Origin of the sequence: Bradyrhizobium zhengyangense (assembly GCF_022012435.1) — a bacterium.
In the GTDB taxonomy this organism is placed as follows: Bacteria; Pseudomonadota; Alphaproteobacteria; order Rhizobiales; family Xanthobacteraceae; genus Bradyrhizobium; species Bradyrhizobium zhengyangense.
Genome location: NZ_JAKLUA010000035.1, coordinates 1 through 18,915, shown reverse-complemented (window position 1 = coordinate 18,915; position 18,915 = coordinate 1). Strand labels below are relative to the sequence as shown.

General features: G+C 59.2%; 13 protein-coding genes and 6 pseudogenes. 9 read left to right on the top strand and 10 right to left on the bottom strand.

What is annotated here, in order from left to right; all coding sequences use genetic code 11:
* Positions 1 to 54: 54 nt before the first annotated feature.
* From L6637_RS42530 to L6637_RS40325, 5 genes and pseudogenes are all read left to right on the top strand, one after another.
* On the top strand, positions 55 to 654 hold the full coding sequence (locus tag L6637_RS42530) for an IS66 family transposase (protein ID WP_276575813.1): 600 nt from the start codon (positions 55 to 57) through the stop codon (positions 652 to 654).
* Positions 651 to 1,202, top strand: coding sequence for an IS66 family transposase (locus L6637_RS42525; RefSeq protein WP_338076893.1), 552 nt, complete (start codon positions 651 to 653; stop codon positions 1,200 to 1,202). Before L6637_RS42530 ends, L6637_RS42525 begins: the two co-directional genes overlap by 4 nt.
* A complete protein-coding gene (locus tag L6637_RS40335) occupies positions 1,199 to 1,849 on the top strand; it encodes a UPF0149 family protein (protein WP_237867281.1) in 651 nt (216 codons plus the stop codon). Before L6637_RS42525 ends, L6637_RS40335 begins: the two co-directional genes overlap by 4 nt.
* 42 nt (positions 1,850 to 1,891) lie before the next feature.
* Positions 1,892 to 2,083, top strand: a pseudogene (locus L6637_RS40330) (transposase domain-containing protein); the annotation flags it as partial.
* A 246-nt stretch (positions 2,084 to 2,329) separates the two neighbouring features.
* Positions 2,330 to 3,432, top strand: a protein-coding gene (locus L6637_RS40325; RefSeq protein ID WP_128929842.1) for an IS3 family transposase whose coding sequence is annotated in 2 segments (ribosomal slippage) — positions 2,330 to 2,591 and positions 2,591 to 3,432 — 1,104 coding nt in all. Because the reading frame shifts where the segments join, the coding sequence is not laid out codon by codon here.
* Between the two features lie 172 nt (positions 3,433 to 3,604).
* Here L6637_RS40325 and L6637_RS40320 read toward each other — a convergent pair.
* The 5 genes from L6637_RS40320 to L6637_RS40300 form a co-directional block, all read right to left on the bottom strand.
* Complete coding sequence (locus L6637_RS40320; RefSeq protein ID WP_164934300.1) at positions 3,605 to 4,918, bottom strand: CapA family protein; 1,314 nt, start codon at positions 4,916 to 4,918, stop codon at positions 3,605 to 3,607.
* Positions 4,919 to 5,187: 269 nt separating this feature from the next.
* Positions 5,188 to 5,805: a cysteine hydrolase family protein gene (locus L6637_RS40315; RefSeq protein ID WP_128929840.1), complete on the bottom strand. Its 618-nt coding sequence runs from the start codon at positions 5,803 to 5,805 to the stop codon at positions 5,188 to 5,190.
* Between the two features lie 877 nt (positions 5,806 to 6,682).
* Positions 6,683 to 7,357, bottom strand: a complete 675-nt coding sequence (locus L6637_RS42735; protein ID WP_128929839.1) for a GntR family transcriptional regulator — start codon at positions 7,355 to 7,357, stop codon at positions 6,683 to 6,685.
* Positions 7,358 to 7,656: 299 nt separating this feature from the next.
* Positions 7,657 to 9,045, bottom strand: coding sequence for an amidase (locus L6637_RS40305; RefSeq protein ID WP_128955113.1), 1,389 nt, complete (start codon positions 9,043 to 9,045; stop codon positions 7,657 to 7,659).
* Between the two features lie 33 nt (positions 9,046 to 9,078).
* A complete protein-coding gene (locus tag L6637_RS40300) occupies positions 9,079 to 10,617 on the bottom strand; it encodes an AMP-binding protein (RefSeq protein ID WP_128955112.1) in 1,539 nt (512 codons plus the stop codon).
* Between the two features lie 200 nt (positions 10,618 to 10,817).
* Between L6637_RS40300 and L6637_RS40295 the strand changes: the two genes are divergently transcribed.
* Positions 10,818 to 11,639 carry an enoyl-CoA hydratase/isomerase family protein gene (locus L6637_RS40295; protein WP_128929836.1) on the top strand — a complete coding sequence of 274 codons (822 nt, stop codon included), beginning with the start codon at positions 10,818 to 10,820 and terminating at the stop codon, positions 11,637 to 11,639.
* Between the two features lie 184 nt (positions 11,640 to 11,823).
* Positions 11,824 to 12,249: pseudogene (locus L6637_RS40290) on the top strand (ISNCY family transposase); the annotation flags it as partial.
* A gap of 129 nt (positions 12,250 to 12,378) precedes the next feature.
* On the opposite strand, the gene istB reads toward L6637_RS40290, so the two are convergent.
* Entirely contained in the window at positions 12,379 to 13,176 is a 798-nt protein-coding gene (gene istB / locus L6637_RS40285) for an IS21-like element helper ATPase IstB (RefSeq protein WP_128929835.1), read from the bottom strand.
* Positions 13,176 to 14,474 (bottom strand): IS21 family transposase, encoded by a 1,299-nt coding sequence (gene istA / locus L6637_RS40280; RefSeq protein ID WP_164934316.1) that lies wholly within the window; start codon positions 14,472 to 14,474, stop codon positions 13,176 to 13,178. Before istA ends, istB begins: the two co-directional genes overlap by 1 nt.
* 75 nt (positions 14,475 to 14,549) lie before the next feature.
* On the opposite strand from istA, the pseudogene L6637_RS40275 reads away from it, so the two are divergent.
* Positions 14,550 to 15,649: pseudogene (locus L6637_RS40275) on the top strand (ISNCY family transposase); the annotation flags it as partial.
* A gap of 302 nt (positions 15,650 to 15,951) precedes the next feature.
* On the opposite strand, the pseudogene L6637_RS40270 reads toward L6637_RS40275, so the two are convergent.
* Positions 15,952 to 16,236, bottom strand: a pseudogene (locus L6637_RS40270) (integrase core domain-containing protein); the annotation flags it as partial.
* 42 nt (positions 16,237 to 16,278) lie between these two features.
* Between L6637_RS40270 and L6637_RS40265 the strand changes: the two are divergent.
* Positions 16,279 to 17,638: pseudogene (locus L6637_RS40265) on the top strand (IS30 family transposase).
* Positions 17,639 to 17,678: 40 nt separating this feature from the next.
* On the opposite strand, the pseudogene L6637_RS40260 reads toward L6637_RS40265, so the two are convergent.
* Both L6637_RS40260 and L6637_RS40255 read right to left on the bottom strand, forming a co-directional pair.
* Positions 17,679 to 18,305 (bottom strand): annotated as a pseudogene (locus L6637_RS40260) (IS3 family transposase); the annotation flags it as partial.
* Positions 18,306 to 18,915, bottom strand: a 610-nt coding sequence (locus L6637_RS40255; protein ID WP_237867237.1) for a transposase, incomplete at its 5' end; no start/stop codon positions are given. It lies immediately after the preceding pseudogene.

Here is an 18,915-nt window from a genome sequence, read left to right as displayed (position 1 = left end):
CACCTACCGGATGAAGGGGCGATCTCCGACTCTGCGGTTCGGTTTCCCGGGTGGTTGCGTGTACTCCGCACGATCCCTCCCAAATATGCCTGCCGCGCCTGTGAGGGCCCGATCGTCCAGGCCTCGGCACCAGCGCGGCTCGTCGAGGGCGGCATGGCGACGACGGCGCTGATCGCGCATATCGCCGCGGCCAAATATGCCTGGCAATCGACGCTCTACCGCCAGACGCAGATCCTGGCGGGCCAAGGTGTTGTCGTCGATCGTCAGACGCTGGCGCGCTGGATGGGCAGCGCGGCGTGGCTGGTCAGGGGCCTCTACGACCTGCAACTGAAGACCATGCACGGCTTTGAGCGGTTGTTCTGCGATGAGACGCCGATGCCGGTGCTCGACCCGGTACGCGGCCGCACGAGGATCTGCCAGTTCTGGGCGCATGCGACGGACGATCGGGCGTGGAAGGGTCCGGCGCCGCCGGCGGTCGCCTACGTGTTCGCAGACGGTCGCGGCAAGAAGGAGATCGTGGCGCAGTTGGCCGGCTTCGAAGGCGTGCTGCAAGTCGACGGCTATGCCGCCTACGCCTCGCTGGTGGGCGATGCGAAGGTGCCGGGCAGATCCAGCTGGCGTATTGTCTCGTTCACGCGCGCCGCAACTTCGTGAGGGTGCACAAGACGACGAACTCACCCTTCGCCGCGGAGGTCATCGAGCGCATCGCAGCCGTCTACGCGATCGAGGAGAGGATCCGCGGTCTCGGCGCCGGGGAACGCCGCGCGGCGCGACAGGCCGAGACGAAGCCGCTCATGGAGGCGTTGAAGGCTCGACTGATCGCGGTGAAGGACGGGATCTCCCGCCGCTCGACGCTCATCAAGGCGATCGATTATATGCTCGAACGCTGGCAGGGCCTGACGGCATTCCTGGACGACGGGCGGCTCGAGGCGGACACCAACACGGTCGAACGATCAATCAGGCCGATTGCGATCGGAAAAAAGAACTCGTTGTTCAGTGGTGACGAAGGCGGAGGCGAGACTTGGTCGATACTTTCTTCGCTTCTTAACACGGCCAAATTGAATGGCCTCGACCCCGAGGCCTATCTCGTCGACGTTCTCGAGCGCATGGTGAGCGGCGCCGCGAAGGCCAACCAGCTGCACGAACTTCTGGCCTGGAACTGGAAGGCCGCACGCGAAGCCGAAAAGCGAGCCGTGGCATGACGAAGCCGAAGCAACGGCGGGGAACGCGAAAAGCACGCAAGACGACGATGGCGAACTATGCCATGTCATTCGAGCGGCTCGGGCAATGGATGAGCGAGCGCGCCAGGTCGCCGACGCTTCGGCATCCGCGGGCGACGTCGCTCTCCATGCTCGACGGCGCAGTGGCCGCTGTCGTCGCCGGGCCGGTCTCGATGGCCTCCGAGGAATGGGTGTGCCCGCTCCTTGGCGTAGATCCCGACGCCTTCAATCACGACACCGAGGAGTTCTCGGCGATCGCTGCCACGCTGATGCGCCACAACGCGATCAGCGAGACGCTGTCGACGAGACCGGAGAGCTTCGAGCCGCTGTTCCTGCGATCGCCGGACGGCGACGTCGACCCGCAGCCCTGGTGCATGGGCTTCCACGCCGTCATGAAGCTTCGGCTTCTCGTCTGGTCGCGGCTTCTCTCCCCGAACGGAACCGAACACCTTATGCTGCGGCCGATCCTGGTCCATTGCATCGATGACGCCGGTCGACCCTTGCTACCCCCGGCCCGCCATACGCTGGCAACGCTGCCCGTCGCTCAAAACGCCTGGCGCGACATTCCAATAGCCGTTGAGGCCCTGCGGCAGTTCTGGATGCCTATGCGCTTCCAGCGGCGCGCGTAGGCCGTCCACGCCAGGTCCGTGGTCTGCTCGTACCGCTTACGGTTGTTCAGTGATACCGTGGACGGAGCCGAGGCCAGCGCCGTCGTCTATAGCCTGATGCTGACCTGCCGCGCCTCACGTGTCGTGCCGTTAGCGTGGTTGCGCCACGTCCTCACCGAATCGCCTCAGCGCGCCGGCGACGCCGATATTGCAGACCTGCTGCCCTTCAACTTCCACAAAGCCGCCACCGCCTGAACGGCCCCGCATCGCCCGATTCAAGGCAGTCCATCAAAACCGCCGGCGTGCGGAGAAAATCGCGCTTACAGATGATCCGCTATCGCTCCAGCCGCCCGCCGGACGCAATTCTGCGTGGCCGATTGCGCGATTTCGCCAACGAGCGGCGGCGCTTCAGCTACCGCTGACCTGAGGCCGGCAAACTGGACCAATTTTGGCTAGAGTCTTGCGCTGCCGAATCCCCTCGGCTGGGAGGAGCGGACGACGATGAAGGCCTCGAAGTTTTCGGACGCCCAGAAGGCGTTTATCCTGAAGCAGGGCAACGACGGGGTCCCGGTTGCGGAGATCTGCCGCAAATCCGGGATCAGCCAGGCGACCTATTTCAACTGGAAGAAAAAGTACGACGGACTGCTGCCGACCGAGATGCGCCGGTTGAAGCAGCTCGAGGACGAGAACGCCAAGCTGAAGAAGCTGGTGGCGGACCTATCGCTCGACAAGGAGATGCTGCAGGACGTGATCCGCCGAAAGCTGTGAAGCCTGGTCGGAAGCGCAAGCTCGTCGATGAGGTTTGCGGGGAGTGGCAGGTCTCGATCCGCAAGGCTTGTAAGGCCCTCGAGTTCGATCGATCGACCTATCACTACAAATCTCGTCGCTCCGGCCAGGCGGCCCTCGAAGCTCGGATCAAGGAGATCTGCCATGTTCGCATCCGCTACGGCTATCGCCGCGTCCATGTGCTGTTGCGCCGCGAGGGATGGCGTCACGGCCAGAACAAGACCCGTCGCATCTATCGCGAATTGGGCCTGCAATTGCGCAACAAATCGCCCAAGCGCCGGGTCAAGGCCAAGTTGCGCGACGACCGACGGCCCGCGACGCGGGTCAACGAGATCTGGGCGATGGACTTCGTTCATGACCAGCTGGCCACCGGCGGCAATCTCCGGGTGCTCACGATCGTCGATATCTTCTCCCGCTTCTCGCCCGCACTGGAGCCGCGGCTCACCTTCCGCGGCACCGATGTCGTGGAGGTACTGGAAAGGGTTTGCAATGAAGTGGGACTCCCGGCGACGATCCGGGTCGATCAAGGCAGCGAGTTCGTGTCGCGCGATCTTGACCTCTGGGCCTACCAGCGCGGCGTCACGCTGGACTTCTCACGACCCGGCAAGCCGACCGACAACGCCTTCATCGAAGCCTTCAACGGCCGCTTCCGGGCCGAATGCCTCAACACCCATTGGTTCCTGTCCCTTGCGGATGCCCGGCAAAAGGTGGAGACTTGGCGAAGATACTATAACGAAGAACGGCCCCACGGGGCGATCGGCAATCGGCCGCCGATTTTGCTGCAAAATCACGTCGGCGACACCAGCCCGCCAACGTGATCAGAGGCGCAAAACTCTAGTTCCGGGTGGTCCAAAGTTCGGTCTCGCTGCACAAAACTCCGAGACTCTAACTGCCGCTGGATGAACATTCAGTGGCAGGTCACTCCGCTTACACATTCACGGTCGCACCTGATGGCGGAGAGCATTTGGATGAGAGGCTGTCGCGAGCTCGTCAAACCGGGGCTCCGCGGCCCGAAATCAAGTCTACGTATTGTTGCATTTGTTCTAAGTGACCGAAGTCGGCATTTTTCGCATCCAGGTGGTCTCTAAGTTGTTCAATGCGCATCACTTTGTTATCGCCCCTGTAGAAGATATTTCTAAACAAAGGAGTAGCGGTGACACTTTCGATGTAAGTACGGCTTCCTGCACTTGTATCACCTTTTGCGAACTGAAAGTTCAGCATCAAGCTCAAAATTAAATGTGGAGCCGTATACCAGTCCCAAGTTAGGCTACCCAAGGAGTAAGCGATGACCGCAACTCGGTTGGGATCACGTGTAGTGCGGTAGTACTCGATCGGCTGAACTACGTGAGGATGATGGCCCAAAATTATGTCGGCGCCTTCCTCCACAAGCGCATGAGCGAGCTCAATTTGCTTTCGTCTTGGAAAAAACTCGAATTCGAAGCCCCAATGGATTGAGGCGATGATGACATCGGCATTCTGATGTTTACAGCTCCTTATTTGCGATTTGAGTAGCTCAAGATCGGCCACGACACGTTTGGACATGAGCGGTGACGCGTGCACACAATAATGTTCACCGTCGGGTAGGGGTCGCCCATTGAGACCGAATGTGACCGACACGAACCCGAACCTGATGCCCCTCTTCGTGAAAACCGTGCCCCGGCCGTACTCCTCGGCGCATCGAGGGGCGCCGATTTCAATGATCCCATTCGCTCTGCAGAGCTCTTGAGTGGTTCGAAGACCCTGAACGCCCAAGTCCAATGAGTGATTGTTCGCGAGGTTAAGAATCGTGAAACGTCTACCCTGGTGTTCTGTTAATGCGGAATATTGGGCCGATGAGCAACACATCATCGAAGAGCGGCCGTCGCCTATAGCCTCGCTCACGACATGATCGTCTGCCACCACAGATTCATAATTCGCGAAAGAGATATCGGCATTGAAGACAGCGGCTTCGATGCTCTCGAACAAAAGATCCTTAGAGTGTTCTAGCCCGCGCGCCTGGATCAGATCCCCCAGTGCACTCAGAGTCGCAGTCTGCTGCTTTCGAAATGCAGTCGGTAATTCCACAATAGACTTGTCGTTCAAGAACAACGCATCAGAAACATCCCGTGATGTTCTCGTAATTGGGCGCGCGCTTTTATAGAACCAGTACGCGCGGTCAATTCCATCCATTTCTGCCGAATCTGTTGCAGCGCTTTCGAGCGGAAAATCCCACCAGCCAAATCGCTTGGCGTTTTCCGCCAGGTCCAACGTTTCCGGAGTTGTGCGCCAGACATCAACAGGCGTGTTGGGAAGTTTACGCGGCACGGCTTGCATCTCCTCGTCGCATGGCTTTTGATCTACGGTTTATAGTCTGCGCAGCACGCAAACCAGGCTCTTTCGCATCCGAAGTCTCCGCAATGCACAAGCGCCACAGGTGTTAACGTTGACGCGCGTGTCATACGCTTCAACGCAGCTCTTCGAGATTCCCTCTCAGGGGTAAGACGTTAGGATCTCGTTTTGCATCTCTTGCTCAGCGGAAAAGAGACAGAAAACAAACCGCTCGGCTTACTGAGGGAATCTCAAGAAGGGAAATCTCAGCTGTTTCGGGCGAATAACTTGCCTGAGAGTTCCGATACAATCTCCTCCGTCGTCACTTTCCGGACAGCGCCATATTGCATACGAAGAGAGTAATTGTGTCTCTCTTCAGTATAGGCGGCGCAGCAGTCGGTGACGCAAATCATATGGAAGCTGCGATCTACACCGTCGCGCAGCGCCATATCGATGCATTGATCCGTTAAAACGCCAACAACAATTACCTCCTCAATGCCCATGTTACGAAGAACCCGCTCCAGGATGGTCGAACTGAATACCCCAGAAGCTGTCTTTGGTAAGACGATGTCGTCTTCGCCAGGCGCTATCTCGGGAATTACCTGAGCTCCCCATGACCCCTTTGGGATGACTAGCTTACGGTGGCAAAGCGAACGATCGCGCCCATCCTTGGTGAGGCTTTCGATTACCGTGTACATCACTTCCACGCCGCACGACCTCGCGGCTTGCAGTAGCCGCTGGACGTTCGGCACGATCTGATGTTTCACGCGGTCCACGTACTCCGGATATTTGCGCTGTTCTTCCTCAGAAATCTCGTGGTTCTGCAGGTCGACAACTAGCAATGCTGTTTTTTGAGGGTCAATGGGGCCGTCATAATTCTTCATGTATCGCTCCTGGGTTTGATCTACCCTTCCGATCAATCTAGCAAGGATCGTTCCATCGGGCCTGGGCCTATCATGTGACGGCGACTCGCGCTTCTTGAGACCGACCTTCGGTCGGCCTATGAGCCAAGTTTCGTTGGAAAGCCTTGATCAAGAGCGGGCTGCCTGTTGCTCGTTCACAAGAGTGTTTTCTTATCGCGGGTTCATCCATAACTGGCCCTGTTCGCTCGCGACCAGAAGCGCCAGCTCTTCCGCATTAGTCCGGCCCACGACCTCAGAATTGCTGCGCTTTTGCAGGCAAGAATTCGGCGGACCGGAAATGAGCGCTCAGCCGCGGTGATTGCCGCCTTTGTGTCGCCGGCGCTACGGCGAGCAACATCGGCGGTTGGCCCGTCTCTGTGCGTGCCCGCTTCCTACGGGCCAACAAGAAGAGCCGCCCGGCACGAAAATCGCGGCGATGGAAATGGTAGAGATGCTCGTGTACTGGAGTAGCGCCAATCGCTTGCGGGCTGTTGTGACTGTTCGATTGGAGCGTCATTTGTCGGTCCCCGCGAGGTCGTCTCCGATATATTCCATGCGCTTAGGATACTAGTATCGTACAGAGATTTGCGTCGCATTTTCTTGCCGACTTGAAGAATTCCTGCAGCCCTTGTGGGATTTGCGAGGGATGGCGCCTGGAAGGTGAAGCAGATGATGTAATACGATCCGATCGATGTGTCATCGGCAAGCGAGAAAATCATCAATTCGTCGGTTGAGTTGATCAGTAGGTTTTATGTGACCGGTGATAGTTCGTGCTCCACATTGCTGCTCGCGCCATATCGCGCCACGCGGGTTAGAAGACGAGAAGAGTTGCCGAGTAGGTGGAGGCAATTGGGCGGGGTTATCCCGCCGCCTTATCAGGTGTATTCGCAAAACGAGCGGCTTCCGCCACGAGATCTGCGAAAACGCGTCCGCCAGTCGTGAGATGATCGTGCATAGCCTGAGCAGCCGCCATGGCATCTCCTCGGGTGATCGCTGCCACAATTGAGCAATGATCTTGATAGGACTGTTGAATGCGACCTGGTTTTTGGAATGGGTACCGACGATAGAGACGCAGGCGAGCGCGGGTCTCTTTTATCGACTGTTCCAAATATGAGTTTTGCGCACCCTCGTAGATAGTTTCATGGAGCTCTTTATTAATTGCATCGTACAGCTGCGCATTGTGAAGCGCGCTTTCGCTGCGAGAGTGTATGTCGCGGAGGCGCGCCTGTAGGTCCGTCGGCATTCGCGCCGCGGCCAGCCTTGCAGACATTCCCTCAAGCTCCGTCATAACTTCGAACATAGCGACAATTTGCTCCGCACTCAGAACCGAGACGGTCGCACCCCTCCGCTGCTTCAGATCTACCAAGCCACGCGATGCCAGCTGTATCAGGGCTTCCCGGACAGGGGTCTTCGAAACGTTAAACCTGTCGGAGAGTTGCTTTTCATCAAGCTTGGATCCTGGCTGCAAAGCACCGGAATCAATTTCGGTCTTGATCCAGTTGGCGATTTCGCTAGTTCGGTTGAATTTGAGCACGGTCCTGCCCGCGGGTATGGGAGTTCATACCACGATCCGCGAGTAGATAGCGAAAAGTTTCGCAATTGTATCGCGACGAGAGGCGGACCGGTTCGTCAACCGGTAGCTCAAAGGCTCGAACCTTTAGCCCAACAATACTCGAAGGAGCACGCGATTTGCCGGCCCGGCGCTCAACCTAGGCGCTACTTCCCCTACCTATGGTGAGACGATCGACGAACATACGGGCCCGAGATCAGATGCTGCCGAATTTACCTCGCCAAGGGCCCATGCCGGTCGAACTCAGAATGAGCCAGCAGAGATTAGACCGATCGCGCCGGAATAGTCTCGCTGATCCAACGCCCTAAACCTACAAGGTGCTGATCGGTATGCTGCTGGCCAATAACCTGAATTCCGAGAGGCATTCCCCTCACCGCAAGAAGCGGAAGCGTGATAGTTGGCGCCCCTAAGACGGAGGTAACAGCATTGTAACTCGGCAGGCCTGTTGTATGTGAGATGCCCGAGTCAAGTCCTTGATTGTCTAATTTTGGAGCTGGTCCAACGGAGGACGGAGCAACGATAGCGTCGGCGATATGAGCAATTGCGGCGTGGGCTGCTCTTGCCTTATCGCGCTGGGCGAGTAGTTGACGATAGTCATCTATGCTCATCTTTCTCGCGAGTTCCAGACGAGAGGTCAAGCTGTCACTCAGCCCTCCGCCAAACCTTTCTACAAGGTTCTCCAGTGACCAGCGCATCTCGTAGGCACAAACGTCACGAGTAATTTCAAGACTTTCGTCGATGGCACGTTCGAACGAGTCGACCAGCGAGTGGTTGGTTCTGTCGATGGTGTGGACGCCGGCGTGGCGAAGCTGAGTGAGGAACCGTTCAAATGCGTCTCTGGAATCGTCGTCCAATTCTGCCGCACCTTGGGCCTCCATCACAATCACTCGTAGTGGCCGGGTTGCCGGATGAAGAGTTGTCTCACCGTAAAGGCCGGGATAGCCGGGATCGCCGCCTGATCTCTTTGCGACTTCAATCGACACATGCCACATGTCACGAAGGTCGCCAGCATGGATCCCCACGTGGCTTTGGCTAAGTGCCAGACGCTCCCCACGATGGATGGCGCCCATTGTCGGCTTGATCGCATAGTTCGCGCAAAAGCTCGCTGGTCGAATCACCGAGCCAGCCACTTGCGTTCCGATTGCCGCAGGTATCATCCGCGCGCCGACGGCCGCTGCCGATCCGCTCGACGATCCGCCGGGGGTATGGCGATGGCTGAACGGGTTGGTAGTCGGTCCAGGGTAGGACATGCCGAGTTCCGTCGTCACTGTCTTACCGAGCACGATGGCGCCCGCGGCTCTCAATGCCTGGACGCAAGCCGTATCTTGATGAGTGTGATTGTCTCTGAACAAGGGAGATCCCATACGCGTGGGCATATCCTTTGTCATAAAGAGGTCTTTGATCCCGACCGGCATGCCATCGATGGTCGAAAGCTCTCGTCCCGCGAGGTAACGCGCTGTGGATCGATCAGCCACGGACCTCGCCTCTCGCACGTTCATTTCGACCCAAGCTCGCACGGTGGGCTCGCGAGCGTCGATCGTTTCGAGACAGCGCTCAAGGTATTTGCGCGGGCTATCTCGTCCTTCTCTGAAGGCGGGTACCGCATCATGAAATGTCAGCGCTTGAAATTCAGCGGGATGGTATGCGCACAAGTGTGCAATCTCCAGTTAGCCTAGGGAGGCCGATTATCTATTGGCGTTATCCGAGCCAAGCGTGGGAAAGTCCGCTAGTGTCGTCCGGAGCTCCTTCTTCAAGACTTTTCCCATAGCATTCCGTGGAAAATCATCGACTACGATGACCTTCTTGGGGGTTTTGTAACTTGCCATGTTTCGCTTGACCTGCTGAATCACCTCGCTTTCGCTCGGTGGGTCGCTCTTATCGCTAGCAATTACGAAGGCAACGACGCACTCTCCGAAATCCGCGTGAGTTGCTCCGACAACGGCTGACTCCTTAACGGAAGTCAGTTCATCGATTACAGCCTCAACTTCTGCGGGATAGACGTTGTATCCGCCGCTGATGATGAGATCCTTGGCGCGGCCTGTAATCGAGACGTATCCCTTCTCGTCGACGAGACCCATGTCGCCGGTACGGAAGAACCCGTCTGCTGTGAGCTCGGCTTTGGTTTGCTCAGCATTGTTCCAGTAACCGGAGAAAAGCCCCGGTCCTCGCGCTTGAATGATACCTACTTGTCCGACAGGCAGAGCTTCATCTCGCTCGCCTGCAATACGCAAATCAACACCGGGAATCGGTAGCCCTACCGAACCTGGTCGACGATCACCTTCCAGGGGGTTCGAGCAGAGAATCATTGCCTCGGTCAAACCATAACGCTCCAGGATACGGTGCCCTGTCCGAGTTTCAAAATCGCGATGCATCGGAGCCGATAGTGGTGCCGAACCGGATATGAACAGTCGCATGTTTCGGCAAAGAGAGCTGGCCAGCGAAGGGCAGGTCAATAGACGATGATAGTAAGTTGGCACTCCCATAAAAACGGTTGAGCGAGGAATTGCGTCGAGCACTGGACTTACATCGAATTTATTTTGCAGGAGAATTCGCGCTCCGCCTGCCAGCGCGACGTTGAATGAGATGAATAGACCATGGCTGTGGAAGATCGGCAGCGCATGTAGCAGAACATCCGAAGACGAGAAGCCCCACAATCGACTCAGCGTTTGAGCGGTGTACGAGAGCGCAGCATGGCTGATCAGAGCACCCTTGGGCCGGCCGGTTGTGCCTGAGGTGTAGAGGAGAGCTGCGGGAGCCGCACCATTGAGTTCGACGGTGCTAAACGAGGTCTCTCCTGCTTTGACAAGTGATGCGAATGTTCCTTCACCCCGGATGCCAAACGTTAAGACCTTGGTTGACCGAGGCACCGTCATGTCGGGAAGAGCTTCCGTATTTGGTCCTCTGAGAAGGAAGGAAGGCTGCGCGTCCTTTAGAAGGTAGGCCAACTCAGCTGAGCGATAAGCTGTGTTGATGGGCAAATAGCAGAGCCCAGCACGGAGGCAGGCAAGATAGAGCGCGAAAGCATGTGCGGACTTCTCGACCTGGACGGCCACGCGATCACCGACCGCACATCCGAGCCGCCGGAAGACGCTGGCATAGCTACCACAGAGCTTGTGCAGCCACTGAGCGGATAGCGTTTCGCCGCTCTCAAGCTCTAGGAGCACGTCTGTCGGGTTTGCCTCGGCCCTCCCCTCAACCAGGACATAGAAATTGCGGTTGGACATGACTTACGCCTCTCCTCGCCGCGCTGCCGGCAGGGCCAGTTTCCGAGATATTCTATTGAATGTAAAAAAAATATCTGTCAACGTAAAAAGAATACGGAGGGGCTGAGGGCATAGGGCCGAAGCTTCTGTGCTTCATCGTTGACAACCGCGCCTCACCTACCCGTCCCTGCAGCGCAGGTTTCGCCAGTCGAGGGAATCGAATGAATAAATTTGGAAGTGAGGTCGCAGCAGGGAAACAAAGGAATGAAGAAGCATCTGAGCTCGGGAACTTGCCGACCTTGCATGTGTCAAAAGGGATCGCGAGAATTCAATTGAACCGGTCTCGGCAGCACAATCGGTTCGAGCCAACAGACATCGAGACTTTCTCTGAAATCGTCGCGACTTTGGCTCGGCAGTCGAGCGTGCGAGTACTAATGATAACGGCTCAAGGTCCAAGTTTTAGTTCAGGATTTGACCTGGATACATTGTCGAGTGATCGTGCGGCGGCATGTACAGCCCTGTTCGCCGCGATGTGCGATCTTGTCGAAGAATGCCCCTTTCCTACTATATGCGGCCTGAATGGAAACATTTACGGAGGCGCTACTGACCTCGCGCTTGCATGTGATTTTCGTATCGGAACGCGGGGATGTCTCTTGCAAATGTCTCCTTCTCGCCTCGGTATTCAGTACTACTATTCTGGTTTACGACGTTACGTGGAGCGGCTTGGCCTGTCGCAAACGAAACGCCTTTTTCTAACAGGCGAGCAAGTTGACAGCATCACGTTGTTACAGATGGGTTATCTTACCGAGGTGTGTACTTCGGATGCGCTTGAAGCGCGATTAGAGCATTTTGCCGGGATGCTCGCCCAGCGTTCGCCGGCTTCTCTCCGGGGCCTGAAGACGTCGCTCAATTCAATTCGTCGAGGCACTGCTGACCCGGTCGAGATCAATGCGAAGTTTTTCGAAAGCCTAACATCACCTGATGCCCGAGAGGGCCTAAAAGCGTGGTGTGAGCGCCGGCCTCCTTCATTTGCAGACGTGTGAGGCCAAGGCTCTTCGCACAGCAAAAATAAACTGCCTAAGCCTTGCCTCGTCCTCCGATCGGTTGGCTTTTGCGCGGCGGCGATCAGGGTGAGACTCCGCATTGTCTCGCCCTAATTGTTACCAAATGCTGAGCCGTTGCCTCACGTAAATTGCTCCCTTGGATCGGGAGCGAGCGGGGGCGAAGATGGGGTGGCTAAGCATGGCAACGCGGAAGGAACTGACGGCGGCAGCAGGCGCGCGCTATCGGCGTTCGGATCGCGCGAAGAAGACGCGGATATTGGACGAGTTCGTCGACATCACCGGATTCCATCGCAAGCAGGCGATGCGACTACTTCGAGGTGAGGAAGACGCGCGCCCAAGCCGAAGGGCGCGACGTCGAATGTATAATGAGGTAGAACACAACGCGCTCGTGCTCCTTTGGGAGGCGTCAGACCGGATCTGCGGGAAGCGGCTGAAGGCGTTAATGCCTGCGTTGATTGAGGCGATGGAACGGCATGGCCACCTCGACCTTACCCCCGAGATCCGCGACAAACTTTTGGCAATGAGCGCTGCGACGATCGACCGCGCATTGGTGGGGGTCCGAGAAGGATTAGGTCGCAAGCGTCGGCGGCTGTCAAGCGACGTCCGGATTTGACCCCGCAACGACATGAGGAAGCGACCCCCTTGTTGTTTGCAGGACTGAAGCAAGCCGCTCGCGAAGCGCGCCCTTCATAGCGCTGTAGCGAGCGAGCGGCTTGCGTCACGACTTCTTCTCCGATTTGGCTTCTGGTACAGCGGGCTTCTGCAGAAGTCCGCTGCGGCGCTTCTCCTTCAAGCGATAGCTGTCGCCGCGGATCGTGATTACGTGACTGTGGTGCAGCAGACGATCAAGGATCGCGGTGGCGACCACGGGGTCGCTGAAGACCGAGCCCCACTCGCCGACGCTGCGGTTGCTGGTCAGCAGGATCGCGCCTCTCTCGTAACGACGGCTAACGAGCTGGAAGAACAGATGCGCGGCATCGGGTTCAAAGGGCAGATACCCGAGCTCGTCGATGATCAGGAGCTTTGGCTTGGCAAATTGCGCGAGTCGCTCCTCGAGCCGGCCTTCGCTGTGACCTTTGGCAAGCTGCGCAACGACAGTCGTGGCTGCGACGAACTGAACGGAATGCCCAGCCAGGATCGCTTCGCGCCCAAGCGCGACCGCAAGGTGCGTCTTGCCAACGCCAGGTGGCCCAAGGAGCAGCACGTTCTCGCCATTGGCGATCCAGCGGGCGCTCGCAAGCTCGCGTATCTGCTTCGGATCCAGCGAGGGCTGGGCCGAGAAGTCGAAGCCCGACAGATCGCGAACGAACGGGAAGCGAGCAAGTTTGAGCGTCATCTCGATGCGCCGCTCATCCTTGCGGGCGATCTCGCGCTCGCACAGCAGCACCAGAGTCTCGCGTAGGCTCAGCTCTTGTCGACCGGCCTCATCCAACAACCCATCCAGTTGGTCGCGGACAGCCGTCAGCTTCAGGCGCGTCAGCATATCGCTCAGGCGGTCGGGGACAATGGCTCGCATCAGAAGCCCCCTCCCACAATCGCTTCGTACTCGCCGAGTGGCCGCAGCAGCGTCGGCGACGGCGGCGCGACAGGCGATAACGCGAGCTCGCCAGCACGGCTCGGTTTAAAGCCAGTCAGGCCCTCAAAGTGTTTAGGGTCAACGACGCGACGGCGCCGACCGACACAGATCGGATGAGCGGCCACCTCATGGATCCCGTGGTGGATGCGCACCACGCCATCGGCGATCGTCGCTCTCACCGTCTCGCCGATCAGCCGCCATGGCACAGAGTAGGCGTTGCCATCGATCTCGACCGCGCAGTCGGCCTGCACGCGCCGGATCAGTTCACGTGCGGCCTGGAAGGGCGGCCTCCCAGCGATGGGCTTCAGCGCGTGCGCCTCAGCGCGCCTGAAGCGCTCAATTGGTGCTTCGCCAGTCGTGCCATGCTGGCGTAGGTCGGCGATCTCCCGCGTCCAAGCTTCAAGATGCGCCTCAAAGGCTTCCCAGCTCGGGAAGGTGCGGCCGGCGACCGCGTTCCGTTTGACGTAGCCGACGCCATTCTCGGTCTTACCCTTGGTGCGGGCTCGATATGGCGCGCAGGCCCGTGGCCGGAACCCCCAGTGCTTGGCAAACGCGGTCAGCTTGTCATTGAACACGACGGTGCGCATCGCGGCATCGTGCTCCACGACCAACGCACGCGCATTATCGAACAGTACCTCCTCGGGCACGCCACCGAACTTCACGAAGGAGCTTTCCAGGCCATCGAACCAGCTCTCTTGCCGTTCGTTGCGGAATGCTCTGACATGGTGCCGGCGCGAGTAGCCCAACGTGGCGACGAACAGGTAGGCGCGAACCTTGCTGCCACCGATCTCGACCAGCCGCTCGCCAAAATCGATCTGCAGCTGTTTGCCGGGCGGTGTCTCGAACCGCACCGTCGCGCGCGCCTCGGCCGCAAGCTCCTGGCGATAGCGCTGTACCGCCCGCTCGACCGTGCGCAGGCTGACGATGATGCCTTTCTCGGCTGCCAGCTCCTGGCGAATCACATCGGCATTGCCGTGGTGCTGCCGCAGGCGCTCCTTGAGCCAGGTCTCCTGGCCATCGAGCGCCTTTTTGCGCTGCGGCTGCCGATAGGGTGTCCAGCCGCCGGCCGCCACGTAGTCCTTCACCGTGTTGCGACTAATCCCGAGCTCCCGGGCAATCCGTTTGCTACCCCACCCCAGCTCGTTGAGCCGGAGTATCGCCGAAACCTCGTCCGGCTCCAGCATGGCCTCCCTCCGCGGATCTTTGAACCGCAGAGGACCTGAACTGAGTCGCTGCATAAAAACCCCCGTTCTGACCGTGTCGCGAGGGGGGCAATTCCTCGTGTCGTCAGGGGGTCAATTTTCCATGTCGCCCGACAGCGGCACGCGACGCATTCCCTGCGTCGCAGGGCTCCAATAAGGACGTCGGCAGATTGGAATGATCCGGCGCCCGGATTCGTCGAGGCCGACCTTGTCGCGCATAGCGGTCCATCTGCGCGCGGCAGCTTCATCCAGACCCTCGTGCTCACCGGCATTGCTACCGGCTGGACGGAGTGCGCTCCTCTGATCGTGCGCGAACAAACGCTGTTGAGCACGGTGCTGACGGAATTGCGCAAACAATTGCCTTTTGCGCTGCTCGGCTTCGATACTGACAATGATACCGTGTTCATGAACGAGACGCTGAAAGCCTACTGCGAGGCGGCCAACATCGTCTTCACGCGTTGCCGGCCCTACCGAAAAAATGACCAGGCGTTCGTCGAGCAGAAGAACGGCGCCGTCGTGCGCAGGATAGTCGGCTATCGTCGGTTCGAGGGCGCCTGGAAGCGGCCAAGCTGCTGGCTGAACTCTATCGATCGGCGCGGCTGTTCGTGAACTTCTTCCAACCCTCGTTCAAATTGATAGCCAAGCAGCGCGACGGTGCCCGTGTACGCAAGACATACAGCGCGCCGGCTACACCACACCAGCGCCTGGCAGCGGACGCCCGCACGCCTGACGCTGTCCGCCATCATCTCCAAGAAATCTATGCCGCCCTCGATCCAGTCGCGTTGTTGCGCGACATCCGCGACGTGCAGGAGCGCCTCGCGGTCCTCGGGGACACCCAACCAATCGGCCATCCTGCTGCGGCATCGCAATCGATCGATCGCTTCCTGGCAAGCCTGCGCACGGCCTGGAAGGACGGAGCTATGCGACCGACGGATCGGCCACTCGTGAAGGCGGAGAGAGGCCGACGTCGTCCCGACCCGCACATCCGAGCAACGCCAGAGTTGCGAAAATGGTTTGAAACCGAGCCTTGGCGGACTGGCAGCGAACTGCTCTCGCGCTTGCAGGAGGAATATCCTGGAGCCTATCCGAACAAGCTTCTTCGAACGCTTCAACGTCGGCTGAAATCCTGGCGCAGCGAGCAAGCGAACGCGCTGCTGTTCGCTCCTAGCGAGAAAATGCCGCCAGGGTACGAGGTCACAACACTCCAATGACGTGCGAGGTACCAGCGGAGGAGGCCGGGCGCTCCGAAACCCCGGCCATCTCCGCACCCGGTCTCCTCCTCAACTCAAGCCAGGAGCAAAATAAATGAGGCAACCGATCGCACCCGGGAGCATCAGTACATGAGGCAATACGCGCTCTCATCCTGATTGGCGCGCTATAGGCTTTGTCAGTCCTAGATCAAGTGGCTCCGAAGGCGTCGCATGGATGAACAATCTGGCGTGTCTGTTGAGCGGCTCGTGCATTCTAAACAGAAACACGTGACTGAGCTGCTGCCGGTTTGATGGACACCCGGTCAAGCTAATCCCACCTTACGCCCGAACTCAACCGGGCTGAGATAGCCGATGGTCGAGTGCCTGCGCGTCGTGTTGTAAAATCGTTCGATGTAGTCGAACACATCGGCGCGTGCCTCGTCTCTGGTTCGATAAATCTTGTTGGCCGTACGCTCGGTCTTGCGCGAGGAGAAGAAGCTTTCCATCGCCGCGTTGTCCCAGACGTTGCCGGAGCGGCTCATGCTGCAAACGATGCCGTTGTCGGCCATCAGGCGCTGGAACTGCTCGCTTGTGTACTGGGCGGATTCAAGCGGTCGTCGCAACACCTGAACGAAGGAGGTTGCGATGGGATTCGAAAGCGACGATCACACCGTTCTGGACGGGCGCCGTTGCCGTCACGGGGACGACCGCCGGTAGCGGGGCGATCTGCACTCCAGCGATTTTGGTTGGGGATCGCGCAGGGGATGACCAGCGAGGATGCTGCATTGGCGGCTGGTATGTCGCAGCCTGTCGGAACCAGATTGTTCCGACGCGGGCGGCATGGCACCAGCGATGTTCAGTACTTCGACCAAGCCGCCGTCCGGGCGGTACCTCTCGTTTGCGGAACGTGAGGAGATTGCACTTCTTCGCGTTCAGGGCCTTTCGAGCCGCGAGATCGGGCGCCGACTTAGCCGATCCGTCTCGACTATCTCCCGTGAGCTACGACGCAATGCCGCGACGAGCAGCGGCGGCCTGGAGTATCGTGCGTCGACAGCCCAATGGCACGCCGAGCGATCGGCCCGTCGACCCAAACCGAGCAAGCTTGCGCTCAACACAACCTTGCGCACTTATGGGGAGCAGCGCTGGCTGGCGTCGTCACGACCCTGAGTGGCGCTGCCGTTCCTGGTCCCGCCGTTCCGTGGAAGGGCCGCCCGCCCGCGCAAGGATCGGCGATGGGCCAGGGCTTGGAGCCCAGAGCAGATTGCCCGACGCTTGCCGATCGACTTCCCGGACGACAAGACGATGCGCATCAGCCACGAAGCCATCTATCAAGCCCTCTTCGTTCAGGGGCGGGGAGCGCTACGCCGCGAACTGTCGGCCTGCTTGCGAACGGGGCGCGTGTTGCGGGTACCCAGGGCGCGCGTACGCAGGCGAGACAGGAGCTCTGTCTCGCCGGAGATCATGATCAGTCAACGCCCCGCCGAAGCGGCCGATCGCGCGGTGCCGGGTCACTGGGAGGGAGACCTCATCCTTGGTCTTGGCAGCTCGGCGATCGGCACGCTGGTTGAGCGTACGACGCGCTTCACGATGTTGCTGCATCTTCCCCGGCTTGCGGGGCATGGCGAAGCTCCGCGCATGAAGAATGGGCCTACTCTCGCAGGGCACGGAGCTGAAGCGGTGCGCGACGCGATTACGCGCACCATCATCAGCTTGCCCGAAGAGCTGCGTCGTTCGCTGACCTGGGATCAGGGAGCTGAAATGGCTCAGCACGATCGTCTTAAGATCGACGCGGGTGTCCAAATCTACTTCTGCGATCCGCACAGCCCATGGCAGCGTGGCACCAACGAGAACACAAATGGGCTGCTGCGTCAGTACTTCCCGAAAGGCACCGACCTTATCGTCCACGGCGCCGACGAGATCGCCGCTGTGGCCGCGGCCCTCAATGCTCGACCGAGAAAAACCCTGGGTTGGAAAACGCCGGCAGAGGCCCTTGACGAGTTGCTATCGTGAGTGAACACAATTGGTATTGCGACGACCGCTTGAATCCGCCTTGGCTGCCCCGGTCGGAGTGATGCAACAGCGCATCCGGCTTGCCGCGTCGCCAGACGACCATCAACAATGCGTCCGTCACGAGCTGTGCGGTCATGGCGGCACTCATCGACCAGCCCACCACGCGGCGCGAGAACAGGTCGATCACCGCTGCGACATAGAGCCAGCCTTCGGCCGTCCAGAGATAGATGAAGTCGGCGATCCATTTCTGGTTGGGACGCTCGGCGGCGAACTGCCGGTCAAGGAGGTTCGCCGGTACGGTCTCGAGCTGTCGATCGCCGCTGTCCTTCGGCAAGCGCCGACGTCGCGGCCGCGCCCGCAAGCCTTGCAGCCGCATCAGCCGCTCAATCCGGTGCAGGCCACAATCCGCCCCTTCGGCGAGCAGGTCGCGCCACACTCGGCGTGCGCCATAGGTGCGGTCGCTGGCGGCGAAGCTGGCCTTGACCTTGCCGCCGAGCTCCTCGTCGCTGCGGGATCTGGCGCTGGGCGAACGATTCAGCCAAGCATGGAAGCCCGACCGCGACACCCCCAGCGCATCGCATAGCCATGCCACCGGCCAGATCGTCCGGTGCTTCGCAACGAAGGGGAACTTCATGTCGCTTCCTTCGCGAAGTAGGCTGCGGCCTTCCTAAGAAACAGCCGGATTGGCGTCGCCCGGGATGGCCTGCAACACGAAGCCTAGCGATTTCGCCCGGCGCTGTAGGTTGGCGAGGACGCGGCTACGATATTGCTGCTCATATTGGTCGGCGCCAGGATCCTTGTAGCTCATGCCGTGCCGGAGTGTGTTGTAGAATAAAACCGCAATCTTGCGAGCCGTCGCCGTCACCGCCTTCGATTTACCCGCACGTGCTGACAACCGGCGATAGAATGCTCCCAGCGCTGTCTCGCTCCGCCCCACGGTTGTGGCTGCCAAACGCAACAACGCAGCTGCGCGACTTGAAGATCTCCGTGTGCGCGAAGACAGCACCTTGCCGCCGGAGATCTTGTTGCCGGGTGCGAGGCAGAGCCAGGAAGTGAAGTGTTTGGCGCTCGGCCATGCCGTTAGATCGATACCGCACTCGCCAATGAGCTTCAATGCGAGCGACGGACCCAACCCGTGGATCTCAGTCAAATCGACGCCCCGCACTCTGTACAGTGCGGTCCTGACATCGAAGGTGGGGGTGTTGACCTGCTTGGTCTTTACGCGCGGCTTGGCTAGGTTTCCGACCGGTCTTGCTCCTTTGGTGTTCAATGCACTG